Origin of the sequence: Nonomuraea sp. NPDC050153, from assembly GCF_044460125.1 — a bacterium.
In the GTDB taxonomy this organism is placed as follows: Bacteria; Actinomycetota; Actinomycetes; order Streptosporangiales; family Streptosporangiaceae; genus Nonomuraea.
In genome coordinates this window covers 87,308-113,652 of record NZ_JBITJQ010000035.1, presented here as the reverse complement: position 1 = coordinate 113,652, position 26,345 = coordinate 87,308, and the positions used below count along the sequence as shown (strand labels likewise).

General features: G+C 66.2%; 23 protein-coding genes and 1 pseudogene. 14 read left to right on the top strand and 10 right to left on the bottom strand.

Annotated features, from left to right (window positions below):
• Window positions 1–74: 74 nt before the first annotated feature.
• From ACIBQ1_RS50270 to ACIBQ1_RS50260, 3 genes are all read right to left on the bottom strand, one after another.
• Window positions 75–404, bottom strand: coding sequence for a response regulator transcription factor (locus tag ACIBQ1_RS50270; protein ID WP_397289083.1), 330 nt, complete (start codon window positions 402–404; stop codon window positions 75–77).
• A gap of 1,000 nt (window positions 405–1,404) precedes the next feature.
• Window positions 1,405–1,746: a transposase gene (locus tag ACIBQ1_RS50265; RefSeq protein WP_397289119.1), complete on the bottom strand. Its 342-nt coding sequence runs from the start codon at window positions 1,744–1,746 to the stop codon at window positions 1,405–1,407.
• The gene (locus ACIBQ1_RS50260; RefSeq protein WP_397289123.1) at window positions 1,652–2,059 is read right to left on the bottom strand and encodes a transposase; all 408 of its coding nucleotides are present in this window, start codon (window positions 2,057–2,059) and stop codon (window positions 1,652–1,654) included. Before ACIBQ1_RS50260 ends, ACIBQ1_RS50265 begins: the two co-directional genes overlap by 95 nt.
• A 156-nt stretch (window positions 2,060–2,215) precedes the next feature.
• Here ACIBQ1_RS50260 and ACIBQ1_RS50255 point away from each other — a divergent pair, with 156 nt between their 5' ends.
• From ACIBQ1_RS50255 to ACIBQ1_RS50230, 6 genes are all read left to right on the top strand, one after another.
• The gene (locus ACIBQ1_RS50255; protein WP_397289081.1) at window positions 2,216–2,458 is read left to right on the top strand and encodes a hypothetical protein; all 243 of its coding nucleotides are present in this window, start codon (window positions 2,216–2,218) and stop codon (window positions 2,456–2,458) included.
• A gap of 294 nt (window positions 2,459–2,752) precedes the next feature.
• A complete protein-coding gene (locus ACIBQ1_RS50250) occupies window positions 2,753–3,760 on the top strand; it encodes an ArsR/SmtB family transcription factor (RefSeq protein WP_397289117.1) in 1,008 nt (335 codons plus the stop codon).
• Between the two features lie 173 nt (window positions 3,761–3,933).
• Window positions 3,934–4,404, top strand: coding sequence for a hypothetical protein (locus tag ACIBQ1_RS50245; protein ID WP_397289079.1), 471 nt, complete (start codon window positions 3,934–3,936; stop codon window positions 4,402–4,404).
• A gap of 183 nt (window positions 4,405–4,587) precedes the next feature.
• Window positions 4,588–6,951 (top strand): glycoside hydrolase domain-containing protein, encoded by a 2,364-nt coding sequence (locus tag ACIBQ1_RS50240; RefSeq protein WP_397289077.1) that lies wholly within the window; start codon window positions 4,588–4,590, stop codon window positions 6,949–6,951.
• 17 nt (window positions 6,952–6,968) lie between these two features.
• Window positions 6,969–7,652 carry a hypothetical protein gene (locus ACIBQ1_RS50235; RefSeq protein WP_397289075.1) on the top strand — a complete coding sequence of 228 codons (684 nt, stop codon included), beginning with the start codon at window positions 6,969–6,971 and terminating at the stop codon, window positions 7,650–7,652.
• A gap of 857 nt (window positions 7,653–8,509) precedes the next feature.
• A complete protein-coding gene (locus ACIBQ1_RS50230; protein WP_397289073.1) occupies window positions 8,510–8,878 on the top strand; it encodes a hypothetical protein in 369 nt (122 codons plus the stop codon).
• 152 nt (window positions 8,879–9,030) lie between these two features.
• Here the strand turns inward: ACIBQ1_RS50230 and ACIBQ1_RS50225 are convergent, their stop codons facing one another.
• Window positions 9,031–9,930 (bottom strand): aminoglycoside phosphotransferase family protein, encoded by a 900-nt coding sequence (locus ACIBQ1_RS50225; protein WP_397289071.1) that lies wholly within the window; start codon window positions 9,928–9,930, stop codon window positions 9,031–9,033.
• A gap of 251 nt (window positions 9,931–10,181) precedes the next feature.
• Here ACIBQ1_RS50225 and ACIBQ1_RS50220 point away from each other — a divergent pair, with 251 nt between their 5' ends.
• Complete coding sequence (locus ACIBQ1_RS50220; RefSeq protein WP_397289069.1) at window positions 10,182–10,694, top strand: hypothetical protein; 513 nt, start codon at window positions 10,182–10,184, stop codon at window positions 10,692–10,694.
• A gap of 1,129 nt (window positions 10,695–11,823) precedes the next feature.
• On the opposite strand, the pseudogene ACIBQ1_RS50215 reads toward ACIBQ1_RS50220, so the two are convergent.
• Window positions 11,824–12,303 (bottom strand): annotated as a pseudogene (locus ACIBQ1_RS50215) (ribonuclease III family protein); the annotation flags it as partial.
• A 548-nt stretch (window positions 12,304–12,851) separates the two neighbouring features.
• Between ACIBQ1_RS50215 and ACIBQ1_RS50210 the strand changes: the two are divergent.
• Window positions 12,852–13,505, top strand: a complete 654-nt coding sequence (locus ACIBQ1_RS50210) for a hypothetical protein (protein WP_397289067.1) — start codon at window positions 12,852–12,854, stop codon at window positions 13,503–13,505.
• A gap of 834 nt (window positions 13,506–14,339) precedes the next feature.
• Here the strand turns inward: ACIBQ1_RS50210 and ACIBQ1_RS50205 are convergent.
• Complete coding sequence (locus ACIBQ1_RS50205) at window positions 14,340–14,882, bottom strand: hypothetical protein (RefSeq protein ID WP_397289066.1); 543 nt, start codon at window positions 14,880–14,882, stop codon at window positions 14,340–14,342.
• Between the two features lie 906 nt (window positions 14,883–15,788).
• On the opposite strand from ACIBQ1_RS50205, the gene ACIBQ1_RS50200 reads away from it, so the two are divergent.
• The 3 genes from ACIBQ1_RS50200 to ACIBQ1_RS50190 all read left to right on the top strand — a co-directional run bounded on the left by ACIBQ1_RS50200 (window position 15,789) and on the right by ACIBQ1_RS50190 (window position 18,733).
• Entirely contained in the window at window positions 15,789–16,331 is a 543-nt protein-coding gene (locus tag ACIBQ1_RS50200; RefSeq protein ID WP_397289064.1) for an RNA polymerase sigma factor, read from the top strand.
• The gene (locus ACIBQ1_RS50195; protein WP_397289062.1) at window positions 16,328–17,221 is read left to right on the top strand and encodes a hypothetical protein; all 894 of its coding nucleotides are present in this window, start codon (window positions 16,328–16,330) and stop codon (window positions 17,219–17,221) included. Before ACIBQ1_RS50200 ends, ACIBQ1_RS50195 begins: the two co-directional genes overlap by 4 nt.
• A 213-nt stretch (window positions 17,222–17,434) precedes the next feature.
• The gene (locus tag ACIBQ1_RS50190; RefSeq protein WP_397289115.1) at window positions 17,435–18,733 is read left to right on the top strand and encodes an acyltransferase family protein; all 1,299 of its coding nucleotides are present in this window, start codon (window positions 17,435–17,437) and stop codon (window positions 18,731–18,733) included.
• Between the two features lie 207 nt (window positions 18,734–18,940).
• Here ACIBQ1_RS50190 and ACIBQ1_RS50185 read toward each other — a convergent pair whose 3' ends face one another.
• Entirely contained in the window at window positions 18,941–19,921 is a 981-nt protein-coding gene (locus ACIBQ1_RS50185) for a hypothetical protein (protein ID WP_397289060.1), read from the bottom strand.
• Between the two features lie 245 nt (window positions 19,922–20,166).
• Complete coding sequence (gene sigJ, locus ACIBQ1_RS50180) at window positions 20,167–21,102, bottom strand: RNA polymerase sigma factor SigJ (protein WP_397289058.1); 936 nt, start codon at window positions 21,100–21,102, stop codon at window positions 20,167–20,169.
• Between the two features lie 224 nt (window positions 21,103–21,326).
• On the opposite strand from sigJ, the gene wrbA reads away from it, so the two are divergent.
• The 3 genes from wrbA to ACIBQ1_RS50165 all read left to right on the top strand — a co-directional run bounded on the left by wrbA (window position 21,327) and on the right by ACIBQ1_RS50165 (window position 24,152).
• Entirely contained in the window at window positions 21,327–21,935 is a 609-nt protein-coding gene (gene wrbA, locus ACIBQ1_RS50175) for an NAD(P)H:quinone oxidoreductase (RefSeq protein WP_397289056.1), read from the top strand.
• A gap of 93 nt (window positions 21,936–22,028) precedes the next feature.
• Complete coding sequence (locus tag ACIBQ1_RS50170) at window positions 22,029–22,457, top strand: YybH family protein (protein ID WP_397289054.1); 429 nt, start codon at window positions 22,029–22,031, stop codon at window positions 22,455–22,457.
• Between the two features lie 171 nt (window positions 22,458–22,628).
• Entirely contained in the window at window positions 22,629–24,152 is a 1,524-nt protein-coding gene (locus ACIBQ1_RS50165) for a serine/threonine-protein kinase (RefSeq protein ID WP_397289053.1), read from the top strand.
• A 132-nt stretch (window positions 24,153–24,284) separates the two neighbouring features.
• On the opposite strand, the gene ACIBQ1_RS50160 is transcribed toward ACIBQ1_RS50165, so the two are convergent.
• Window positions 24,285–25,046 (bottom strand): class I SAM-dependent methyltransferase, encoded by a 762-nt coding sequence (locus ACIBQ1_RS50160; RefSeq protein ID WP_397289051.1) that lies wholly within the window; start codon window positions 25,044–25,046, stop codon window positions 24,285–24,287.
• Between the two features lie 299 nt (window positions 25,047–25,345).
• The gene (locus ACIBQ1_RS50155; protein WP_397289049.1) at window positions 25,346–26,329 is read right to left on the bottom strand and encodes a S66 peptidase family protein; all 984 of its coding nucleotides are present in this window, start codon (window positions 26,327–26,329) and stop codon (window positions 25,346–25,348) included.
• Between the last annotated feature and the right edge of the window lie 16 nt (window positions 26,330–26,345).

The window sequence follows — 26,345 nt, the reverse complement described above, 5'->3', positions numbered from 1 at the left end:
AGTCCGCGACACCTCCACCGTCAGCAACCCCCGGCAGGCTTGCCTACATCCCTGACGAGTCCACCGAATGATCCTCAGATCCAGCCTTCTTCCCAGGCGCGGTGGGCGGCGGCGTGGCGGGAACTGACGCCGAGTTTGGCCATGGCCGCCGGCAGGTAGTTGCGTACCGTGCCTGGCGCCAGGTGGACCTGGGCGGCTATCTCCCCGACCGAGGCCCCGGTCCGAGACGCCCGCAGCACTTCCAGCGCCCGGTCGCTGAGCGGGCAATCGTCCTCGGTCAGGGCCGAGGCGGCGATGTCGGGCTTGTGCTCACGGCCAAGCGCACGGCGTCGGTGGAGGTGGCCGCCCCGTCCCGCGTCGAGCTGGACATCGTGCGGGTCGTCGACACGCAGGAGTCGACCCACATCCGCTACCGTGTCCGCCGTTGAGAGCCCGCGGACGGCGGCAATCTCGCCGATCGCAGGCCAAGGCTACTTCCCAGATGTACACAGCTACGGAGTCAACCGTTCGCCGTCTGGGCATGGACCCAGCCTGAGATCATGCCATGCCAGCCGCAGAAGCCCTATGTCCTTCTGCGGCCGCGGTGTGATTCTCGCGCTTCCAGGGCTTAACCCCAGATCACGACGGCCTCCATGAGGGCGACCTTACGCCCGGTGTGACATCGGAACGGCTGGGACGTGCTGCGGAGAGACCTGAATCTGACTGCTCGTGCACCCGCAACCGTGTTGCGACTGCCCTGGCGTACTGCCATGACGAAATTTCTCAACGTTCCAGGTAATCGCCCAACTGTTAATATGGGTAATGTCGACACATAATTGGACATGCCGTAAGTTGAGGCTCTTGTCAGCATCCGACAGCTTGTGTACGATCACTTCCGACGAGCCTTGGCGAAACCAGGATCGCCTGGGATTTCGCGTTCGGAGGTGCCCCATGGCTTCAAAAGTCAGAGCACGAAAAGTGCTCATCACTGCGGCGATTATTGCCGCCGGCATCGCATTTGCCAGCCCCGCCCACGCCGTGGACGAAACGCCTGGCGGAGGCCAGGTCACCACCAACGGTTACACCTGGTCCAATTAATATTGGAAGGTCGTACTGTCGAAAATCGACAGCTCCGTCGGCCCGGCTTTGCAAACGAAGCCCGCCGGAGACACGATGCCGTTTCTTGGTGGGAGCACCAACAGCAGCCCAGCGCTTTCAGGTCTCCTCATCAGGTGAGACGCCGACGGAGATCGTCGCCGATCGCGGCCTCGGAGCGGTGTAAAAGGCTCGACGAGGTAGGTGCCGTGAGTGGATCTTAGGCGGCCTCGGTGACGGGTGCCAAGGCCGGGTCGTCGGGCGGAGCTGGGTGGGGCGGATGCAGCAGGGCCCGGCGGAGATCCTGAAAAATACGCAGGCCCTTGCTGGTCATGGTGAAGCCGCACATCTTTGGCGCATCGAGAGCGCGAAGACCTGCGCGGCTACTGCGATGAGGCCGGGCGCGCCGTCGGAAACGATCGGCAGCGGTGGGCGCAGGCCGCGCCCGACCAGGTCGGACGGAAAATCGTGCCAGGTGTCGGTGGACTCGGCCGCGGCGGCGGCCAGGCCGACGAAGACGGGTTTGCCGGCGGTGGTGATGCCCCAGGCGGCCAGGACCGGCTCGGCCCGGCTGCCATCACGCATTTTGAAATGCGAGGCGTCCAGGAACAGGTAGTCCAGCTCGATGTTCGTCAGGTCGCGCCGGCACCAGACGTCGTACTCGGTGACGATGGCCTGGCAGATGGTCGAGACCGTCGACTTGCTCAGGGGCGGCCTCGGGCCCGAGCACGTCGGCGAGGGCGCCTTCGACATCGCGCACCGACAGGCCGCGCACGAACGAGGCGATGACCAGCGTCTCCAGCGCGTGGGTGCGAGTGACGCCGGTGCCGAACAGGCGGGAGACGAACGTCTCGGTGGTGCCGCGCAGCTTGGGCCGGGCGCTGGTGGTCTTGACGCTTGTCGGGCAGTGCCCGTTGCGGTGACCAGGCCGCACCGTCGTCTCTTCTCCGTCGCCGCTGTGAGTGGAGATGGTGGTGGCGAGCACGACTGAGGAAGGCGTCCACCTCTGCTTCGACGGCGGTCTGGATGATCAGGCGGGCACCGAGACGAGCGACGTCCTCTATGACCTCTACCAGATCACGATCGGGGCGAACAGGGCGTCGATCTCGGCGCGGATGGCCTGGCGGAGGCGAAGCGCGACATGCGCACCTCCTATGAGACCGGGGAGGCGGTAGGCATAACCACCAGGCTGCCCGATGGGGTGACCTTCGCGAACGTGCTATTCCACGAGGAAAGGACGTCGGTCTCCCTGATCCCTCTGCTGGATTACCGCACCATCGCGCACATGCCGGAGTTCGTCGATCTGGGCTGGTATCTCGAGAAGTTCCTGACGGCATGTAGAGATCTGCCCATCGTACGAACGGAAGCCAGTGACCAGCGGTGACGCTGTCAGATAGGTCGGAGAAGACTGACCCGCGGCCCCGCGCCGGGTCCAGCCCACGCGCGTCTCAACATCCGAGAACGCATCACCACCTCCGGAACCGATCGTCTGGCCAGGAATTGGCGCGTGGCAGTCCCAATGAATTCGCACTTTGCATGGCCACCGACAGCATAAGACCGCATCCAGCGCAGCATCGACCGCCACTTCGTCCCACGTATCGCGACCCAGAAGGAATGCCCGCCACAATGTCGTATTGATCGATCTGCTATCTGCCTAGGTGATTCTGTCGCCATGCCCATGGGGACCTTGAAGATCGTCTTCACTCCCGAGGATCTCGTCCGCGTCCGGATCGCATCTCGTCCCGACCCGATGTGGGAGATGGTGCTGAGCCTGCACCTCCTCCAGGCCCGAGGCGGCGGCACGGCAATGGGCAGCTGGCGCCGGCAGGTCCGCGCCAACCTCGTCTCGACCGGCCTGCTCACAGAGGTGCGCGACGTGCTGATCCCCCTCGCCCCGGCAGGACCGTACTTCCCTGACTTCCTCACCCCGGCGGAAGCCCAGATGGGACTCGAGCCGGGCGTCGAGGCCCTGGTCGAGACGCCGCGGCGGCAGATCCGCCACGAACTGAACCTCCTGCAGACCTACTATGGCCTGCCTCCAGGGCTGGAAGACCTCGCCCGCGGCGATCCGCGCGCCATCCGCGACCTCGGCCGCGTGGCGGCCAGCTACTGCCAGGTAGCGTTCGCCCCCCACATGCAGCAGATGGAGCACGCTATCGGCCAGGAACGCTCCGCCCTGGCCAGGCATCTCGCCGACGACGGCGTGGAGCAGATGCTCGACCACCTGCCTCCGATGATCCGCTGGCGACCGCCCGTCTTGGAAGCCGACTATCCCGCGCGGGCCGCACACTACTCCCGGGAGATACACCTTCGCGGACGGGGCCTGACACTCATCCCCTCCTATTTCTGCCGGACCCTTCCCGTAGCGCTGGTGGACCACGGGCTTCCTCCCGTCCTGGTCTATCCCGCCCGACGTTGGAGCCCACCGCCGATAACAGCCCACGATCCCCTGGTGGAGTTGCTCGGCAAGACCCGCGCCGAGACGCTCCGCCGCATCGTGGCCACTCCGGGCTGCACCACGACGGAACTCGCCCGGCTTACCGGGGTATCCACCGCCAACGCCAGCAAGCACGCGAACGTCCTGCGACAGGCGGGGCTGATCACCAGCACCCGCCAGGCCAACCTGATGCTGCACCGGGCGACCACGCTCGGCACCGAGCTCATTCGCACTCAGCCGCCGAACTAACCACGTACACGGCCGCGACCTCGATGTTTTCCTCCTCATCGAATCATGCAGACGCGACGTACCCCGGACCTGTGAACTGTCGCTGTACCAGCCGCCTGCGCGGAAGAGCTCGACACCAATCACGAGCTTCCGGCGGGCGTATTCGACGGGGACCGAAGAAAGAGGTTCACATCATGTCCATACGACGCACCGGGGGCAGAGTCGGCAAGGCGCTCGTGGTCCTGAGTCTAGTGCTCACGGGCACCATGGCTACGACGGGCCAGGCCTCGGCCTCTCCCGCCAACTGCTCCAGTTGGCCTTCGCCTGCCGGCGCGACCAACAAATCCATCGGAGCCGAGGTCCGGCTCGACGCTCAAAATAGCGGACATGCAGGCTATGTGGCACTCTCCTTCGGGACCCTGAAGAACAACAGGCGAGCGGGGTGGGCAAGACTCACTGGCAGCTACGAGGTTGGTTACAAGTTCTGGTTTGACGTCTCCAGCACCAGAGGCAACGGCTGGATTCAGTGCGGGCCGTTCACCTACGTCACCGAAAAGCCCAACTACACGCCTGCCCACTACACCAGCGCGGATCCGAATCTCGTGTTCCGCGCATGCGGAAAGTCTCCGTACTATCCACAGTCCCAGTGCACCGGTTGGTACTAGCGATCAGTCTCCTGTCCCCGGGCTCTTCTCGACCTCGCCGGCCGGAATAGCCGAGACGTCTGCCCCGCAAGCAGCGTAACCAAGTCCTGATGCGCCGACTGGTACGGGGCCGGGGACAGGCAGTGTGCGGCTGCCCGGCCGGCAGCGGAAGCCCCCTCCCTGGCTGGGCAGCCCCTGAACTCGGTGTCCGTGTCGGAGCCGAGTCCAGCCGTCCGTGGACGGGGACATGCCGAGGAAGGCGCGCTTCGCCGCACGTGCACTCACCGACGTCGCGGCCCAGGTGAGAAGCAGCAAAGTGACCAGAGCTCGAGCACACCTCAACGAGGAATCCATTGTATGTCTGTCACCATCCTGCCCCGCTCCGCGTGGGCCGTTCACGTAACCAATTCGGACAGGGATCTGGCGTTCGCGCCGCCGGTGCCTGCCCGTCCCCCGGAGGAGTGGAAGCCGTGGAGGGGCGGCGTATTCATTCACCATCGAGGCCCCTGGTCGTTAGACCCCGATTCGGAAGAGGACTGCGCGACAGACGTCGCGGACGTCTTCACCAGCAACCGAGCTGAAGGCTACCCCGATATTTACTACAACTTCTTGATCTGCCCGCACGGCAACATCTACGCGGGCAGGGCGCTCGAGCGGGGTTCGGCCAATAGCAACGCATACGTCGATCTCTATGCCCTCGGCGATCGAGACGATCCCGTGCATCCCGACGATCCGCTTGACCCCGACGATCCGGATCGCCTGCTTGGCAACAACACGGGGTTCTACTCGATCTGCGGGCTGCTGCGATCAATGAATCACCCGACCGAGGCCATGCTCCAATCCTTCCGGGCGCTCATCGCCTACCTGCGCGAGGAGGTGCCCATCGACCGGCGGGCAGGCCGGCACATCCTGCCGCACCGCCACAACATCGACACCGAATGTCCGGGGCAGCTCTCCCCGTACGCGATAACCGGATCCTCCATAGACCCCTCCGTGCCATGGAGCGGGAGCCTGCTCGTCGATCCGAACGTGTGGGAGGCGCAGAAGTGGGTGAACCGCCGCTATGACGGCGTGGCGCCGGGTTACATCAGGTGCCGCGAGACCGGGCGCACCGGATGGGAGACGGTTCTCTCCCTGACGCAGGCACTCCAGCACGAGTTGGGCATCTCGCCGACCGTCCAGAATTTCGGGCCCGCCACGCTCGCGGGAGTGCGCGACCACCCGCTGCGTCCGGACACGGAGACCAACTCGAACATCATCACGGTCTACAACTTCGCTCTGTGGTGCAAGGGATACTGGGCGACGTATCCGCCCTACACCTGGGAACCGTCTTCACGCGATTCCCTCCAGGAGCTCATCGGCCACATGGGTCTGTCCAGCGCCGCGATCACCAGCGACTTATGGGCACGCATCAGCAGGGCGCTCCTCACCATGGACCAGTTCCGCCTCGTTTCCGGCGGAGCCGCCACCACCCAGTCCATCCAGCGGCACCTGAACAACCGGTATGTCGCGCAGGAGGCGATCCCGGCGATGAATCTCGTGCCGTGTGACGGGATCTACTCGCGCGAGGTGCAGAAGGGCCTGATGATGGCCATCCAGTACGAACTGGGCATCAAACCGGCCGACATCAACGGCTACTTCGGCCCCGGCACCCAGAACGGCCTCAAGACGAAGGGGTCCACCCCGCTCACGGGCGACTTCCGCTACCTGTTCCGATCCGCGTGCTACCTCAACTCCCCCACCTACGGCGACGGACCAGAGCTCCACTACGCGCCCGACGACATCGGCACCGACGCGGAGACGTCCAGCCACGTGAACTGGCTGAAATCGTTCCAGCGCTTCTCGCAGATTCCCGTGACCGGCACCAACGACTACCAGACGTGGGCGCAGCTCCTCATCTCCGCCGGCGACGCCACGCGCCCGGCCACCGGCTGCGACTGCATCACGGAGATCACGCTGGAGCGTGGCCGGCTGCTCAAGGAGAAGGGCTACCAGATCGTCGGCCGCTACCTCGACGAGCATCTCCCGCCGAGCGACCCCTACTACCTCGGCAAAGCGCTCAAGCCGGGCGAGCCGCAGAACATCTTCGCTGCCGGACTGAAGATGTTCCCGATCTTCCAGTACAACGGAACCCAGTTGTTCAACTTCACCTACGACAAGGGCTGCGACCAGGGCCGGAAAGCTCACGACAAGGCGCGCGAATTCGGTTTGCCGCCCGGCACCTGCATCTATTTCGCAGTCGACTACGACGCGCTGGACACCGAAATCTCCAGCAACATCGTGCCGTATTTCCTCGGGGTCAGGGACGTCCTCGCCTCACTCGGCGGCCGCTACACGCACGGCGTCTACGGCTCCCGCAACGTCTGCATCCGCGTGTCCAACGAGGCTGGCGCGCGGTGGTCGTTCGTCTCCGGGATGTCCTGGGGATTCTCCGGGAACCTCGGCTACCCGCTGCCGGCCAACTGGTCGTTCAACCAGATCGACGAGTACGAATTCCAACCGGGATGGGGCCTGGACCGCAACGTATGGCGCCATGGCGGCGACCCCGGCGTCTCCTCCGCCGACTAGCCATGAAAGGCTTGCAGATGATCACACGACGTCGCTTCATCACTGCCGCGACCGGCGCTGGCGCGCTGATGCTCGCGACCAACGTGTCCCCTCCGTTAGCCGCCGCCACCGCGGCCAGAGGGGACCCCGACCGCTGGGAGTGGAAGGGTGACGTCTCGGCCAACGGGTGGCCCGTCGACGGCGAGATCTCCGTCCACGCCGTCGACGGGTCGCTCGCCGCGGCGGCCCTGCGTGACGGCGCCGCCGCCACGGTGCTGCTGCACGTCCTACGGCGATGGCACTACGAGATCGGCCCGGTGGACACCGAGGAGGGCGGCGGCCTGACCGCCCACACCACCGACCGCACCGTGGCCGCCGATTTCGAGTCGAACCAACTGTCCGGGACCGCCGTCGCCGTGTACCCGACGGCGTACCCGCTCAAGGGCACGGAGGGGCTGCGGCCGTACCAGGAGGTCATCGTGCGAGACATCCTGCTCGACTGCGCGGGCACGGTGCGCTGGGGAGGCGACCTCACGCCGGTGAAGATCTCACACTTCCACATCGACGTCCCGCCGGGCAGCAAGAAGCTGGCGCAGGTCGCGGAGCGGCTGCACACCGGCTGGCACACCGCGGTCCCACCCCTGGCAGGGGCGGCCGCGGACCCGGCGACCCCGGAGCGGCGGGCCCGGGCCCGCAGGCTTGAGCGGCAGCAGGCCGACTGATCGACGAGCCGCTGTCATTGCGCCGACCTGGCGTCCGGCTGGATTCGGCAGCAGCGATGCTGCGCTTGCCCGTCAACCGCAAGCGCTCATCCAAGACCTTCCATACGACAGAAAGCCCTGACGGAGAGCTTCCGTCCGACTTTCGGCCAGACGACCAAGCGCGGTGCGTTGGACATCACGACATGGCTCCCGGTGGTTCCGGTGATCCATGCTTGGGCAATTGACCGCCGCGCCACTTCCCGCGCTCAGGCTTGACGGCCCTACGCTCCGGGTCGGCCTGCCGCCGGATAACGTGATTGCTCTCGCGATCCGCGCCGGGGACATAAGCGGGATGATCTTGAATGACCCACGTACCGCATAGGCTATTTGCCCGGTTCAAGGCGCCCGAGCAGACGGATTTACCCCCGCTCTCCAAATGGGGGTGTTGTTCGTCGGGCCGACGAGCGGGTTGAGGCCGTGACGATCGCCGACTTCGGTATCCGGCGTACGGGTCGGGGCGATCGCCGCCAAGGCCCTCCTTCGTCGGACCCTGCCATCGGGTCCCGTGGCGGAGCCAAGTGATCTTGCTGGCGGGGTTGTAACAACGGGCCTGGATGACCTTGGACGAGCGTGGTTCGGGGCCCCTGCGGCCTGAGGTGCACGCTGGGTGAGCAGATGGACGCGGAGACCTGTGTACAACCATGACCTGGCTACGGATCAGAAGATAAGGACTCGACTCCTCCTACTGCGTCCAGATTAAAGGCCCTCCCGGATGATCTCCGGTGAGCTTTTCGTGACCGTATTGGTTACCCGCAATCAACCCTGCAGGACAGGGATTCCATTCTGTCGGAGCGCTCCTATGCGACCGTGGACACGAGATGTCGCACCTGCTCACCATTGCGAGCTGGGAGCACGATGGTGAGTCCTGCAAGACATGGACACCACTGGAAGAACAGCACCTACTGCGCCCCTATCAGGTCCCTGAACTCCTAGAACCCGCAGGAATCATGATTGGTAATTCCGACTTCGACGCGATTGGGCCAGGCAGGGCCGCGCCGATCGATCCGGTCGACACAGCACTCATCGCCGCCCTGGCGCTGATCGAGGACGGCCATGAAAGCCAGACCCGAGGCTTGACAACGCGAGTGCTGTACAGCAGCGGAATACAGCAACGTCGCCTTACCCGATCAGACGTTGTCGGCCCTCATCTACCGCCTGACCAGCGTTGCGAGCCCTCTACGAGCTGACCGGCTCCCGTTTGCGAGCAGGAAGTCAGGAGTTCGAGTCTCCTAGGCTCCACCCCAGGTCAAAGGCCGCTTCCCGTGATCGGGAAGTGGCCTTTTCGATCTTGTACAGCTGCAGAGTGCAGCTGTGGCTCCGCCTTCCACCGAAGTCTGTTCTAGCCGATGAGGGCCTCGGTGATCTGACGGGTGGTCTGCGCGGCGACCCTCGGGTTGACGGCGGCATAGGTGGTGTAGGCGTTCAGACCGGTGGCAAGGGCCCAGCCGCGACCCCGAGCCCAGGTGGCGTCATCTACATTGAGCGCGGCGCGGAAGACGGCCCGGCTGTCGGCCGACATCAGGGTGAAGGCGATGGTCAGATCACAGGCCGGATCGCCGATGCCGAGCCCGCCGAAGTCGATGACCGCGCTGAGACGGCCGTCGACGGTCAGCAGGTTGCCGGTGTGGAAGTCGCCGTGGAACCAGACCGGCCGTCGATTCCATCCTGGGGCGTTCAGGGCCGCGTTCCACAGTTCGGTCATGGCAGTGGTGTCGAATACGTCGCCGACCTCTGCGATGGCGGCCCGCGTCGCGTGGTCCCGGTCGGCCAACGGCTGGCCGGTGAGGTCCTCGTGGGCCTCCATGGCCTGAACGTCCTCGAATCCGAACTGCTGAAGGGCGGCCAGGAATTCCGCCAGTTGGACGGCGGCCGCGGACGAGTCGGCCAGTGCCTCGACGGTCGCCACCTCGCCCTCCAGCCAGCGGGACACCGCCCACCGCCACGGATAGCCGAAGTCGGGCTCACCCACTTCTTCCGGTACCGGGATGGCCAGGGGCAGTCGCGGGGCGAGCCGGGGCAGCCACTCAAGTTCCTTCTCGGCCTGTCCGATGGCGTCGGCGTGGCGGGGCAGCCGGACGGATAGCCGCTCGCCCAGCCGGTAGATCACATGGTCCGAGCCGGCCGGATCAAGCAGCTCCAGAGGCAACGCGGCCCACTGGGGGAACTGCGTATCGACCAGCCTCCTGACCAGTGCGGCATTGATCGTGGGGCGGGTGTCCACGGTTCTAACGGTCGCCAAGAGCAACTCCTACGATCGGCCCGCGCCGTGCGGCGGGCGGCTGGACCATCACAGTGCACTGTGGCTTGCCTGTCGACCGGATTTCCCCCGGCCGGACTGGCTGACCATTAAGGCCGATTACCATGGAAGTGGCCTTTAATGGCGCGTGGAGGCTAAGAAACCGAGGTACTGCCCCAAGCGTTTAAGCGCCTTGCACATCCCTTGATCTGACGTCGCTCAAGCACCGATGAACGCGAGGCCGGAGTCTCTACATGGGCGTCCTGTACGACTACTATCGAGCCGCGAACCGCGAGGCAGCGACAGTGAGGCCAGACCTCGGACGCGCCGGAGTCAGCGTCCTACCGGGCCAGCCCTCTTTTGACGGGGTGGACGCGAAGTTCATCGACCCAGGGGTGATTCTCGGCCAACTCATCGGGTTCATCCGAGGTGTCCCCTGGTCAGTCGACCTTGTCGAGATGGAGGAGATCTACCCCCCGCCAGAAGGCGCGCCCACGACGGAGGAAGAGTGGAACGTGCTGCCGGAGGACTCTCCCTACCTGGACGGCCCGGGGATCGAGGAACTGTCGGCATCTGTACGCGACACTCTCGCGGATGTGGATGACGAACGCCTGCCCGAACTCGCGCGACAATGGGCGGAAATCGAGGAGTTCGGCACCTGGAACACCGACAACGGGTATCTGCTGTCACTCATCGAAGCATTCGTTGGTTTGGCACGACGCGCCAAGGAAGAAGATCAGTTGCTCTACTGCTGGATATGCGTGTGAGGCTTGTCGCGGATCCGTGCCCGTTGCGTGCCCGATCGGACGGGAAACCGAGGGCAGCAGCGGGGAGTCACGGGGAAGGCGATCAACGCCTTAACCTGCGGTCCCGCACGTCAGCCGAGATCGTCGTAGCTATTTGCAAGCAGGAAGTCAGGAGTTCGAATCTCCTAAGCTCCACTCCAGGTCAAAGGCCACTTCCCGTGATCGGGAAGTGGCCTTTTCGATCTTGTACAGCTGCGAAGTACAGCTACGGCTCCGTACCGCACCGAGCCCAAGCTGAACGGTTGCTCTTGGGACAGGAAGTCGACGCATGCCTCGGCCTCTGGACTGGCTCCTGTTCTCATTGGCTGCACACCAGCAAGACGGCTGTTCCGGCTGCCGTCCGCGACCAGCCCGCGAACCCTGGCGTAGGTCGCCCTCATGGAGCATGGGAAAGGTCGGAAGTACTACAGCGTCGCGTTGGACGTGTCCGTACGTCTCCGGTCGGCGATGTAGCAGCTGCCTGACAGCGTTTGCGGAAGGCGTAGCAGTGCGGTCAAGGAGTTCCCTCGATGGGCGGAAGAGACTCAAGCGGAATGCGTTGAAGTGCCGTCAATAATGCGGCTGGCTCTTGGAGTAGAGCAGGATTGCGTTCCAGATGAGCGAGTTCGCGTTGTGTCAGTTCGCGGACTGTGAGAGCGTCCCCGACCTTCAGAAGCAGAAGGGATCCGATCATGATGGCGGCCTTGGGCTGATCGGCCAACGCCTGTATGAGTGAGCTCGCTGCTGCAGCCTTCTTCTCATCGACCTCTGCCTGTGCCAGGTGGATGCCGTGCAGCTCCACGGCTCTACGTACCTCGATGCCGATCTCCTTGGCCGTTTCTGAGGTGGCAACGGTCCTGCTCCGGAGAAGCAGCCTCTTCATCCAGGAGCCACGTACCGGCTCGATATTTCCTGTCTCTTCGAGGCTGAAGGCCTCAACGAGCTCGGCCACTGCCTGTTGTACCGTTTCGCGGGCGGTCTCGTCCGCTAGGTAGATGGTGACCGGGAGTAGCTCGGGCGTCGCGGTCACCCCATACTTCACATGATCGTGAAGGGCTTCGCGTATAGCAGTCTGCATTCGCAATATCTCCGCAGATCTCCAAACAGGATGGGACAGCTCGGATATCCGCTCCTCCAACAGCCGGCGCACCACTCGAAAGGCCTCGTCGAGTCCATTTTCGGTGTAGATCGCGCCGATCAGGGCCTCCAGCGTGTCGGCGAGGATCGACGACTTGTCGCGCCCGCCGACGCCCTCCTCGTCCCTGCCGAGCCGCAGGAATCGGCCCAGGCCCAGGCCGCGGGCCACGTCGGCCAGCGCGCGCGTGTTGATCAGCGCAGCCCGCAGCTTGGCCAGCTGGCCTACGGGCAGGCCGGGGTAATTGCGGTAGAGAATGTCGGAGACGATTAGGCCGAGCACTGAGTCGCCCAGGAACTCCAGGCGTTCGTTGGTGGGTAGGCCGCCGTTCTCGTACGTGTAGGAGTGGTGCGTCAGCGCCTGCTCGAGAAGGTCGAGGTCGATACCGACTGACAGGACCCGCTCAATCTCGGCTCGGGCGGCCTCGACGGCTACAGGCTCAGGACGTGCGGTCACTGGTCTTCCCTTCCCCGAGCAGTCACCAGCCTCGGCGGCGGAGAACGCCCGACGTCGTGATGGACTGCGGAGCGAAACCGGGGCAGTAATGTACCCGCCTACTGACAGAATCGGGCGCCATACGCCATAAGACCGCAACCCCAGCCGTAGGCACCCTACCCTCGTTCGCGCGCAGCAGGTGCTGACTGGCCATTGCTCAGTGCGCTGGTCATAACAGGGTGAGGTTCCGTCTGACGCAATGGGGCCGGCCGGAGCAGCGGCGCGCGCCCGCGCGATAGGACGATTAGCGTCGGCGCAATGGTCGTATGCCGACAAGCTAGGGGTCGTCCGCAGCGGGACGTCCGGGTGTCCCAGACCGTCATCATCTCCTCGGTCGTTCCTGCGGTCCCGCGGACGACCTCGCCGACGCATCCCTACACAGCGATGAGCTCGCAATTCTCAATCAGCGGCCGAGTCGTCCCGAGTGCCGGACGGCCAATCGTCACAAGCCACACAGGCAAGAGATGTCGCTGGCATCCGATTGGATGAGGCTCATGACTGCTCACGATGTGGCCCGTCTGCTGCCCGACATCCCGCAGCTCCGTGACCTGTGTCGGTCCATGGCGGTGCTGGAGGCCATCCTGAGCCCGGAATGGTCCAGCCGCTACCACTCCTTCGACACGGGCTGGGGCCCTGGGGAGGAGATGGCCTCGATGCGCAACGGCTCGGGAGACGAATACTCCATCGTCTTCTCTACCGCGGGTACGTACATCCGCGGCTTCGCTCACGAGGCGGTGATGAGCCCCTACGGCAACGACGGACCGTGGCCAGGGGTGCTCGACTCCGTCCCCGAAATCTTCCACCACTGTGTGCAGGAGCCCGCATTCTGCGACGAGGACGGCATGCCGGTCGTGACCGCCTGCCTGTGGCGTGCGACCGACGATCAGCGGTGGCGGGTGGGTGAGGTTGACTACCCTGACGGCGTTAGCGATCCCGATGGGGCGGCGTATCTGTTCGCACGGCTCGTCGATCCGTCCCCCGAGAGGTTCCGGCGGTTCGCGGAGGACTACTACGAGGTGCCCGTGGATCTCGATGCGGTGCGGCACGTCTATGCCCTCCGTCCGCTGACGCAGGCGGTGGTCACCGCGCTGAACGCTGACCTTTCCGTGGAGGACCTCGCCGACGACCTTACGACAGCCCGGTATCCGTCCGTTGCCGGCTGAGAAGCTCGGAGGACCAGCGCGGCTCTTCTCCTGCGTGTGCTGGGAGGCAACAGCGCTGAGGCGCATCGGCAGAGTGCTGTCCAGCGACACCGCCTCACGCGATCTCATCGCATCGACCCATATCCACCGCTTCAGCAGGTGAGCAGCTCGCCGACGCGGTGTCTGCCCTTCCCTACGGATCAAGTGGTCGTCAGGTACAGGCGTGACGACCGCTGCCTTCGATAGGCCCTGCACGGGTTCGGGCGACCGGCTGCGGCAAACCCTGCTGGTGAGTTCATCGGGTCTGCCGCCGTGCAGGGTGATGCTGTCGACGATGTCGCTGACGACAACGTCGGTGTCCGGCGGCAGCCGTCCACACCCTCTGACCTCGTGTTGAACAGAATGAGCAGGGCGGTTGGTCCGCCTGATAAGCGGACTCGTGCTGGATACCGAGGAAGTTAGCTCCGCATGAAAGGGGCGTCGTAGGCAAGCGGTTGGCCGTTCATCAACTCGGTCAGGTCATCATCAGTGAGTGCAAGCTCGAAGGCGTTGCCTGCTTGCTGCGAATTCCAGCCGTTGCCAAGCGCCGGCGCCGTCAACGGTGATGAGCCGCCAACCCTTCTTCGGGATCGCCATGAGCAACCTCCTGCCCTGTTCCGTGGGATGAGCGAGAACAGCGCGAAACGACGAGAGCCAGCCGTAACAGTAACTTCTGGTCAGGCTCCTGATCGACAGGTTTCCGCAAGTGGCCACGGAGGGCATCGGAGGTCAACCCGAATCTACGAGAGGTCGCTCTGGCGTTCGCCGGTACCGCGGGTACTCGGCATCGGAGTACTGACTCCGTATGCAGCGGTCTCATCGAAGTGCGAAAAGTCGCAGCAACTCCGCCTGCTCCGGGGTTACGAAAAGTAGCGGGTTATTTGCTTCCGGGTAGATCTCAGCTGCTGTCCACTGCGCGGCTCGGACACTGGAGGCAGTCCCGATCTTCACGCCGCGCGCACGGAGCTCCGCTACCAATTGACCAGCGTCAAACAAGTACACCGACTCGATACACCAAGGACGGGTGCCGCCTCGCGACGAAGCCGCCGGTGACGCGGGCCCCGTCAGGACGAGGTAGTGGTCCGGCTTCGTCCGCACCGTAATATCCAGAAGGCCCTCGCGCTTGAGGTACCACTTCACGTTGACGGTCTGACCACGCAATGGGCCAGACGTGAACCGACCGTCGACTGCGGCGGTCACGGCGGATGTTTCCAACTCGATTCCAAAGACTTGCGCCACGATCCATTCGCCCAGATGGCCCGCGGTCATGGGACGCTGAATAATCGCTGCGATCTTCTCATCGATACCGTTCCGCTCTCTCAACAGCGCGGCAATCTGTTTCATGTCGACGTCGCTCATGCCGCCCCGCCTTCCGCTCCCCGGCCTACAGGCCGTTGTGTTCCGCCTACCGAAAGACCGGAGAGTCAGCAAAGTGCCGGTCGCACACAGCCCACCAACTCTCTCCGCCGGCATCACGCACCAGGACGCTCCGGGTGGCTCGGTTTGGGCAGGGTGCTCCCCATGTGCATTCGCCGCGCCGCGCTGGGCTCTCGGTGCGATGCACTCCGGCATCCCACTCACGTTCCTCTAAAAGCTCCACGCCTTCAACCTAGCTTTTGCGGTCTTCGCCGTCTCTAATCTTGGTCTGGTCTGGGCTTTGCTCCCGCCGAGGATGACGACACCCGGGATGCCAACGCTGAACACCGGATGACCGGCAGGCGACGGATTGTGCTGAGCGAGGTCCCTGGCCGGCCTGTATGGAGCCGCAGCCGCCTGCAACGCTTACCGGATCTTCCTTCGGCATGGTGACCACTGGCTACCGGCTTGCTTTGGCGTAGCGCATTGCGGTGCCCACCTGGCGTCCATCGACAACCTCGCCCGACGCATAACGGGCAAATCCATCCCAACCTGGCGATACACGTAACCGGCAATCAATCACAAACGTCGCACTTCAGACGCCCTCTTGGAGGGACGCTCAGTGGGGGGCCGCCGGGTCGTGTTCGGCGGTGGTGCGGGCCGGGGTCTTCTCATCCGGCTTGACGTAGAAGCCGAGGCTGCCCAGGTGGGCGCTGCCTATGAGTCGACCGTCGCGTGAACCGGAAGGGCGAGGGGAAGCCCAGACGCCACGACCGGCGGGCCGTGAAACGGCGTACGCCGGGCTCTTCGGGGGCCGGGAGACGTTCCCAACCTCGGGATCTTCCCGGAAATGCCCCCAAAATTCCGGACATGGACGTAGATGACAGATGATCCAGTTAAGGAGACCGGATGGGAGCCGATCCCCGTAGCCGGTTCGTGGAGATCTACGAATCCGCCTACGAACCCATACTCGGGTACGTCCTGCGCCGCTGCCAGCACCCGGAGGACGCCGCCGACGTGGTGGCCGAGACGTTCACCATCGCATGGCGTCGCATCGAGGAGCTGCCCGAGGGCGACGAGGCGAGGCTGTGGCTGTACGGCGTGGCGCGCCGGGTGCTCGCCAACCATCGGCGCGGCGAACAGCGCCACGAGCAGCGTACGGCGGCCCTGCGCGAGCGGCTCGCCGACTCCCCCGCGCTGGCCCGCCCGCCGGAGGACGAGATGTCGCAGATGGGGAGGGTTTTTCGGGCCCTGCCCGACGACGACCGGGAGCTGCTCTCCTTGGTCGCCTGGGAGGCGCTGGACCATGGGCAGATCGCCCGCATGCTCAACATCTCCCGCAACGCGGTACGGATCAGGCTCTACCGCGCCCGCAAGCGTTTCGCTCGGGGCCTGGCGAAAGCCGGCATCGACCACCCTCGCGCCGTCGCCCTGGAAGGGAGCTCGCTGTGAACCTCGCCGATCTCGCCCGCGTCCGTGACGAGGACCTCACCGGAGAGGCGTCCGCGCCGGAGGCGCAGGGACTCATGCACGCGATCATGTCCGAGGAGCGGAAGCCGGTCACCGTGACACGGCCCCGCCGCAAGGTCCGCCGAGGGCTGGTGCTGGGCCTCGCGACCATGGCGACAGCCACGGCGGTCGCCGTCGGCACCGGTCTGGTCAGCGGCCCGGTGACCAGCTACGCCAACGCCGCCGTCTCCATCAAGAAGACCGGCGAGCACTTCAGCGTGAACATCACCGATCCCACGGCCGACCGCCGTCGCTTCGAGGAGGCGTTCCGGGCGGTGGGGCTGAACGTCACGGTCAAGGTGGTCCCGGTGGCGCCGTCCGACATCGGGAAGCTCATTGGCCCCGTCGTCCCGGGCGGCTTCAAGTGGCATGGCAGCATCGGTACGCAGGGGATCACGCCGTGCTCGTCGGTGTTCTGCGCCAAGGTGTGGATGCCGGCCGACTTCCCCGGACGGGTGGTCTTCGGCGTGGGCCGCCCCGCCAAGCCGGGCGAGCCGTACGTCGGAGATGGCCCCGTTGACCCGGAGGGCGATGAGGCTCTGTCCGGCTACACCAGCCACGGCAAGACGGTCGCGGACGTACGGGCCGAGCTGGACAGGCGCGGGCTGAAGGCCGGCTACCGGCTGGTCTGGAAGTACAAGGACGAGGACGACGGCGGTATCTCGTGGTTCGACGAGGCCGCGCCGAAGAGCCGGATCAAGGACGACTGGATCGTGGCGTCCACCCGCTTCCACAGCTCCGACACCGTCGACCTGTACGTGACCCCCGGGAAGGACGCGGGCCCCGTCCCCAGCCCGCACCCCGAACCCCAGTGGTACGACCTGCCGGACTAAGCCCGCGGCAGGAGGCGGCGCCCTGTTCCAGCCAGGGCGTTGCCCCTTTCCGGTCTGCCTTGGCTGTCTCCCTCTTGGAGTCCGCGCGGGCCGCGCTTCGGGGTGAGGCCGGTTCAGGCCGTCACGACCGGGCCGGGTTGTGCCGGAGGTCAGGCGAGATCGGTGGGCTGGTTCTGTGATCGGGCGAGTCGATAGGAGCGCGTGCCGGTGTCGATGATGATGGCGTTGAAGGTACGGCGGTCGACGATCGCGGCGCAGAGCCTCTTCTCTGCTCCCCTCGCAGCCGCCAACTCGGCTTTGCCGCATACCCGGCGTCTAGCCTGGTTGGACGCGCTGCGCGGACTGGCCGCGATGGTGGTGGTCTTCGAGCATGCGCTCAAACCGCTGTGGCCGGAGGCGCGGCTGCCGATCAAGGCCGTCTTCGATCCCGGCTGGTACGGCGTGTTGGTGTTCTTCCTGGTCAGTGGCTACATCGTGCCGGCGTCACTGGAGCGCCGGGGCAGCGTGCGGGCCTTTTGGATCTCGCGGTTCTTCCGGTTGTGGCCGCTGTTCTTCGTCTGCGTGGCCGGCATGGCGCTGCTGACGGCGGTCGGCTGGGACGGCTTGCACACCTGGTGGGGCAGTCGGCCGGTGGCACTGGCCCTGGCGCACGCCAGCATGCTGCAGAACCTGCTGTACGTGCCGAACTTGGTCAATGTGCTGTGGACACTGTCCTACGAGATGGCCTTCTACCTTTTGCTGACGGCGATGTTCACCCTTGGTGTACACCGGCGCAGCACTGCGGCCGCGCTCGCGTTCGCGGCGTCCGCGGTGCTGGGCGCCGGGTTGCTGCCGGTGACACTCCTGTCGGCCGGTGGGGCGGGCCGCATGCTCACGGTCGTGGTCGTCGTGACCGCCGTGCTGGCTGCCGGGCTGGCCGCGGTGCTGCGCGGCGGCAGGCGGGTACGGCAGGTGGGCGCCGTGGCCATCGCAGGAACGATCCTCCTGCTGTTGGCGGTCAACCAGAGTTATCCCGGGCCGTGGCAGGGGCTGTTCATCTTGGCGACCATGTTCGCGGGCACCGCGCTGTACCGTGTCGAGACCGGCCAGTTCGGTCACCGGCACATCGTCTGGGTGGCGCTGATACCGCTGGCGGGGTTGTGGCTGGCGCGCGCCGAGTTGGCATCCCAGCTGGCGATCGCAGCGGCCTGGCTGACGTTCGCCGCCGGGATGGCACTGCGTCACCGCACGATGCCGTCGTGGCTGACCTGGCTGGGCCTGGTGTCCTACTCGATCTATCTGTTGCATCCGCTGCTGCTGGAGAGCGTGGAGTTCTTCCTGCCGGACCCGCCGGCCGTACCGGTGGCAGTGCGTCTGACGCTGCTGGTGGCGGTGTACGCGGTGCTGCTCGGTCTGTGTGCGCTGACCTGGCGATGGGTGGAGTTGCCGGCGCAACTGTTGGGCCGGCGCCTGATCAGCCAGGCCGAATCCCGTCGGGCAGAGTCCAGCCTGGTGAGGGCAGCCGGCGGGTGAGGCCGCTGTGCCCCGGGCGACGAAGCGCCGCCTCCTCCCGATGATCTCCGAGGCCAGGGCACGCGGCTATGCCCCCGACGGGTGCGTTGCCCTGCAGGTCCTGCCATGAGCGCTGGTGATCCGCCCACAGGAACCAGACGCCGACGCGGGCCGGCTTGGCCGCAGGCTGGATGCGGGTGCCGCCGCCTGCGATCAGTTGCCGTGCCCCTATCGCGTCGGTGTGAAGGACGAGACGATCAGCCAGATGCCGGCAACCGCGATCACGGCGGCGACGGCGAGTTCTTTGGCCCGGCCGGGAACCACGTCTTTGATGCTTCGTGCCAGGCGGACGGTCCCGGCCCAGGAGATTCGCACCCGAGGGCTCCGAGTGGCCGACGTGACGAGGGCGGCCGCGAGAAACAGCGGCCACCGTACCGAATCGGCGAAAGGCATCTCGAAGTCGCTGCCGGACCGGCTGATGTACGTCGCGACGTCGAGCAGCGGGAAGAGGAGAAGGGCCACCGCGGCCGCGGCGGCGGCCAATCGTCCCCATCGGAAAGGAGCGGTGACTTTCGCGGCCGCCGCCAATGCGACGAGAACGACCGGCAAGCCGATCCCGTCGGCCTCACCGGACCACCAGGCGAGGTCGTCCCAGGAGGACTCCGGAGTCTGCATGTAGACGACACCGGCCACACGCATGTCGTATGTGATCGTCCAGCGGTGGAACAGCGCCGCCCACGCCGCCGCGCCGGCGGCGCCCGCCCACAGGGTGATCCCGGACTGTCTCTGAGGCAGGGGTGACCGAGCCGCCAGGTGCAGCGCCCCCGCGGCCACCGGATAGCAGACGATCAAGGGCCAAGGCGGCACGATCGCACGTTCCTGCCCGGTGCATGGGTCGGGGCCTGGCAGAAAAAACGCGGTGACGAGCCCGAACGCGAGCACGGTGCCGACCGCGGCGACAGCGGCGAGCGTATCCCGGCGTGACCCACGCAGGAGAAGTCCGGCCACGGCGACCGGCAGCAGGAGAACGCCCCAGAACAGCAGCTCTCCCGGCACGTTCTCCAGCGCGTAAGGACCTTCCGCTGGAAAGGGAGCGGAGTCCGTCACGGAACAGAACCAGCCGACGCTCTGCCTGCCGATCCCGGAGGTCGTCAGGATCACCGGTCCGGACGCGGCCAGAACCGCGCCGAAGCGCAGCACCGCCGTCACCGGGGACGGCGCTGCTGCCGCGGGTTCCCGCATACGGCACCTTCTCCCGGAAATGATCAATCCGAGTCAGGGTAGCGGATGACCGTCGACCGGGCGGGGCCGTCTTTTGGGCGACGATGTCAGCCGATCGCCGGCATCGGCAGGATGCGACCAGCCCGCGTACGGTCCGGTTGCCGGAGGAGTCCGCGGATGGGTGATGATGTGTCAACCCGCGGGCGTGTCTCTGGTCATGCGAAAGACGCGAGTCATCCCGTTGTCCAGGGCCGGAGTTTCTCGGGGTTCCCTACTGCCCAAAGGTGCTTGATCCGGTCACCCGCGACGTCGAACGCGTACACCGCCACGGTGACGCCATCGTGCTGAGCCACCAGACCTGGCTGGCCGTTGACCGTACGCTCCACGATCGCCAGGTCGGGTGCCCTGTCCGCGAGCCCGACCAGGAAGCGCGCGACCTGCTCGCCGCCTTCGATCGGGCGAAGCACGGCGCTGACGAGGCCGCCGCCGTCGCCGATCGCCGTGGCGTCGGGGTCGAGGAGGCCGATGAGGGCGCCGATGTCTTTGGCTTCCCACGCTTGCTTGAAGTTCCTGACGATGCCGGCCTGGTGGGCGGTCGGGTTGGCGGGGGGCTGCGAGTCGCGGATGCGGCGGCGGGCCGAGGAGGCCAGTTGGCGGCATGCCGCCTGTGTGCGGCCGACGATCTCGGCTACTTCGGCGAAGGAGTAGCGGAAGACGTCGTGCAGGATGAACGCGACGCGTTCGGCCGGGGTCATGGACTCGAGCACGACGAGGAAGGCCATGTTGATCGACTCGTCGAGGGTGACGTGGTCGGCCGGGTCGACGGTGGTGGCGCCCGGTCGCCCGGTGATCCATTCGGTGGGCTCTGGGAGCGGCTCGGGGATCCACTCGCCCACGTAGTGCTCGCGCCGGACCCGGGCCGAGCCGAGCAGGTTCAGGCAGATGCGGCTGGCGACCGTCGTCAGCCAGCCGCCAACCGATTCGATGGCCTCCTGCTGCTGCCGGGACATGGCGTACCAGCGGGCATAGGTCTCTTGGACGACATCCTCGGCCTCGGACAGGGAGCCGAGGAGCCGGTATGCGAGGTTGATCAGCTGACGTCGCTCGCCCATGATCGCGCTCAGGCTCGGATCGAGCAGGCTGTCTCCTGCCCCGGGCTGGATGGTCATGGTGTCCCGGCTTCCTTCTGCCGCAAGTGCTGTCAGCAGTACGACAAGACGACCCCTCGGAATGTGAGGTCGACGCCTCGCCTCACATTGTGCCGGGCTGTCTTGTCGTACTGGTCAGACCGACCCTTTCCGCTGGTCGTCATGCCCAGGCGGCGCACCAGCCCCGCCGCGGCCCGGCTCCAGCGGCATCACCGGACAGAACGCGGGAAGAAGGAAAGCCGATCATGGAACCCGTCAACGCCGCAGTCATCTACTACAGCTCCACCGGCACCCTGCATGCCCTGGCGCAAGCCGCCGCCGAGGCCATGGAAAAGGCCGGCGCACAGGTGCGACTGCGCAAGGTCGCCGAAACCGCCCCACCGGAAGCGATCAGCGCCAATCCGGCCTGGGCCCAGCACCTCCAGGACACCGCCGATGTCACCGAGGCCGGCCACGACGACCTGGACTGGGCCGACATGGTGCTGTTCGGCACCCCCACCCGCTTCGGCAACCCGGCCAGCCAGCTCAGAGCGTTCATCGACACCACCGGGCCCCTGTGGTACCACGGCAAGCTCGCGGACAAGGTGTACTCGGCTTTCACCGCCTCCAACACCGCCCACGGCGGACAGGAATCCACCCTCCTGGCGCTCGGGAACACCTTCTACCACTGGGGCGGCATCATCGTGCCCCCCGGATACACCGACCCCGTCCAGTTCAAGTCAGGCAACCCCTACGGCACCTCCCACGTGGCCGGCGACGGCGCGCCCGATGACGTTGCCTTGGAAGCGGTCCGCTACCAGGCCCGGCGCGCCGTCGACACCGCCGCCGCACTCAAAGCCGGCCGCGCTGCCTAGCCGATCCGCTAGCTGCGTGGTCGAACTACCGAAACCACAGGGACTGTCTCCAGGCGAGCCGGCCGCAGTCAGATTTCTTGAATGGAGGATGCGATGACTTCGAACGAATCCGAGGTTATGGAGCTCTTGGAGAGTCGAGTCGATGCCAGCCAGGCAAAGGACATCGATCGGCTCCTGTCGCATTACTCTGCCGACATCGTTTATTACGATGTAGTCCCTCCGCTCCAGTTCACGGGACACGACGAAGTCCGCCGTAACTTTGTGCGGTGGTTCGATGAATACGATGGCCCCATCAGCTTGGAAACGCGCGACCTCAGCATCGCGACGAGTGGAGATGTCGCCTTCGCGCACATGCTCCACCTGGATTCCGGAACACGTAAGAACGGACTCCAGAGCGCGATATGGGTACGATCGACCGTTTGCTGCCGACGGTCAAACGGCAAATGGTTGATCACGCACGAACACATCTCAGTGCCGATCAACCCGGAGAACCTTCAAGCCTGGTTTCCGCCAGAGATGTGAGGCAGCCTGATGGCTCACGCAAGAAGGGTGCTTTCCACCTGGGATACAAGGATGCGCGAGGTTCCCGTTTGCGCGCAGGAAGTCAGGAATTCGAATCTCCTTGATCCCGGCCATGACGGCGCCTCGCCGGTGGCGGTGGTGGCGGAGTGGAGGGCGCACTATGGTCAGTTCGTGCTGCCTCTCTCGTCTGCGGATCCGGCTCAGATCAACGCCTTCCAGCTGAGCGGTGTACTCGGCAGAGGCGGGCAGGGGTCGGTGTATTTAGGGCAGGACGCCGCCGGGACGAAGGTGGCGGTGAAGGTGCTGCACACGCTGATGGAGGATGCGGAAACGCACCGGCGATTCATGCGGGAGGCGGAGGCGACGCGGCGGGTGGCGCCGTTCTGCACGGCTCGGGTGCTGGATGTCGGGGTCGCCGACGGCCGGCCATACATCGTGAGCGAGTTCATCACCGGGCCCTCGCTGGAGCGGCTGGTGAGAGGCGAGGGGGTGCGGTTCGGCAGCGGGCTGGAACGGCTGGCGGTGACCACCTTGACCGCGCTGGCCGCCATCCACCGGGCCGGGATCGTGCACCGGGACTTCAAGCCGAGCAATGTGATCATGGGTCCCGAGGGGCCGGTTGTGATCGACTTCGGGATCGCCAGGGCGCTTGATCAGACCGCCACCAGCAGCGTGATGGGGACGCCCGCGTTCATGGCGCCCGAGCAGTTCGCGGGCGGGGTGGTCGGGCCGGCGGTGGACTTGTTCAGCTGGGCCGGCACGATGGTGTTCGCGGCTACCGGGCAGCAGGCGTTCAAAGGGGACACGATGCCCGCCCTGATGCACTCCATCCTGACCACCGAGCCGGATCTGTCCGAGGTGCCGGAGGGGTTGCGGCCGCTGCTCGCGCTCTGCCTGGCCAAGAACCCAGAGGTACGGCCCGGCGCCGAAGAGCTGCTGGGCCTGCTGACGGGACAGGAGCCGGGGGCGGCGACCGGATCGCGAACCGCGCCCGTGCCGGGCCGCCCGGCGCCCGCGCCGTCCGGGACGTTGTTCCTGGCCAACCCGGGATCGCCGGCGTCAGGGAGCCGGGCCCGCACCCATGCCCCGCAGTTGGTCGCCCCCGCGGTGGCGCTGGTCTTGATGGCCCTGCTCTCTCTGACCTTGTTCGCCCAGGGGCTGGACCTCCTCGTAGGGTCGGCCTTCGAGCCCTACAGGCACGTCCTGAGCCCGCTGACCTGGATCCTGATCAGCATGGGCTGCCTGATCCTGACGGTTCCCGCCTTCTGCGTGGCGGTGTGGCGCCACAGTGTGGCCTCGGCGATCAGCATGGCGCTCGTGGTCCCACTGGCCTTGATCTTCCTGTTCTGGGGGCTCGTCCTGCACACCGAGGACGACCTGCCCGAGGTGCTGCTCGCGATCGGCCCCGCCGTCCTGCTGGGCGTGGTGATCGCGGTGGCCGCACTCCTGCTGTGGCGGCTGAACGCCCTCATCGCGGTGCTCGGCGGGATCGGCGGCCTGCTGCTGTCGGTGGAGACCGTCGGTCACTTCGTGGACCTGATGCCAGTGCGGACGGGGCATACGTTCGAGGTCCTGCTGACCGTGATCATCCTGCTCACCAGGTTCACGCTCGGCGCCTGGGTCGCGCTGCTGGGCGTCATGCTCATGCTGCGGGCCGTACAGAGCAGGAAGGCGTCAGGTCTCAGGCGCGGCTGAGGCCGTTTCCAGCCCGTACGGCTTGTGCCGGCACGAGCCCGGCGGCGGTCCGCGCCCGCACCTCGATCGCCACGCGCCCAATCGCGGGCCCTTTCGCCGCGTCGCAACGCAGGTCGACGAGGCGCCGTTGGCTCACTGGCGCCGTTCGAGCGTGAGCAGCGTTTCGGAGAACACGGGTGCCGGTGCGCCGGGATCCGCGGCGACAGCCTGCTCCAGGCGGCGGAAGCCGGCCTCCAGCTCGTCGGGACTGAGTTGAGCGAAGAACGAAAGGGTGCGCAGGCGCAGCCGTTCGAGCATGTCACCGAGGGTGCCGGCGGACGGCTCGGTGACCGTGCCGAAGCCGGCGACGCGCCAGCCGTCCGACGTGAACATCGCGATGACCTCGTGCAGCGGCTGGAACAGCGAGGCGTCCACCTCGAAGCCGCGAGGGAAGTGCTCCAGCCACCACGGCCTGGGATGGTGGTCGCTGAAATTCGCGCGCAGCAGCAGGCGCCCGCCGGGCCTGAGCACCCTGGCCAGCTCCCGGACCGCCAGCGGCTTGTCCTGGACGTGGTGCCAGGACAAGAACATGAGAGCGTAGTCGGCACTGCCGGACGGCACTGGCAGGCTCTCGGCGGAGCCTGCCAGATACCGCACACCGGGACCCAGGGACTGCGCCTGCGCTATCTCGCGCATGCGGACCGACGGCTCGACGCCGGTGATCGGCCCGAACGCTCGCGCCAGCGCGGGGGTGAACCTGCCTGTTCCCGAGCCGACGTCCAGCCCCGCCAGCGGACGCCGCTCGGGCAGCACCGCTCCGAAGGCACTGATCCACACCTGCGACTGCTGCTCGGTGAGCGCACGGCCACGTGCGTAGTCCTGGTACTGCTCCGTGTCGTAGTCGATCCGCCTCATCGCAGCTCCCGCGTCAGCCGGGCCGCGGCGAACCGTCCGCCCGATATATCGACCTGATACATCGGGACGATATGCAGTGTCGCGTCATGCCGCAAGCCCTCCATGGCGGTCTGGTGTGCCTGCGCCACGGTGAGAGCACGGCAAGCCCAGCAACACCGTGTTCGCCGTGGACGCGGGCGGCGACCTGCTCGGCGTCTACCGCAAGGTGCATCTCTACGACGCCTTCGGCTACCGGATGAGCTTCTTGAGGTGGCCTCCGCTTCCCGATCGCCGCCTCGCTGGCCGTCCTCGTCCTCCGGTCAGTGGCGTAGCAGGGTCAGGTCCGTCCCGGTGTCGGTGACGGTGAGCCGGGCCTGACCGCCGATCGGGATGGTGGCCAGGGGGTTGGTGTGGCCGACGTCGATGTTGGCCAGGACGGGAATGCCGTTCAGCACCGGCTGGGTGGCGACGATCTGTGCCAGCAGCGGGCGGGACATGCGGCTGGCGTGCTGGAACCGTCCGATCGCCAGCCCTCGGATCCGCGGGGCGTCGGGAAGCTGCAGCAGTGAGGTCAGGTCGCGGGCGAAGGTCGCCGGGTGCGACTCCAGGTCGTCCTCGACGATCAGTATCGCGCCGTCGAGGGACGGCATGTTCGGGGTGCCCTGCAGCAGGTTCAGCGTGCACAGGTTGCCGCCGACGATGCGCCCCTCGGCGGTGCCTGCCCGGAGCGGCCACCAGCCGTCGTTGGGGACCGGCTCGCGCTTGTCCTGGTCGAGGAACCAGAGATCGTCGCTCCACCGCTCCGCCGGAGCCAGGGCGATCGGAGCGGTGTCGAACATGACCGAGGTGAACCAGCGCAGGGTCTGCTCGAAGTGATCCCGCATCCCGAACGTCGACCAGTGCGGGCCGGAGTAGGTGACCAGCCCGGTCCGGGCGAGGATGGCGTTCTGCAGGGCGGTGATGTCGGAGTATCCGCACAGGATCTTCGGGTTGGCGCGGATCAGCTCCCAGTCGAGGAACGGCAGGAGCTCGTTGCAGTTGTAGCCGCCGATGACCGTCAGGATCGCCGCCACCGACGGGTCCGCGAAGGCGTCGTGCAGATCGGCGACCCGCGAGGCGACGCTGGAGGAGTCGAACGCGTCCCGCTCGTCGACATGGCTGCCGTACGAGAGCGTCAGGCCGAGCTCGGCGAACCGGGACCCGATGATGCCGGTGTGGTCGTGCTCCATCACCATCGCGCGGGACCTGGCCGGCGCGACCACTCGTACGGCGTCACCTTTGTTCAGCTTGGGAGGGAAGATCACGATCGAAGCGTATCCG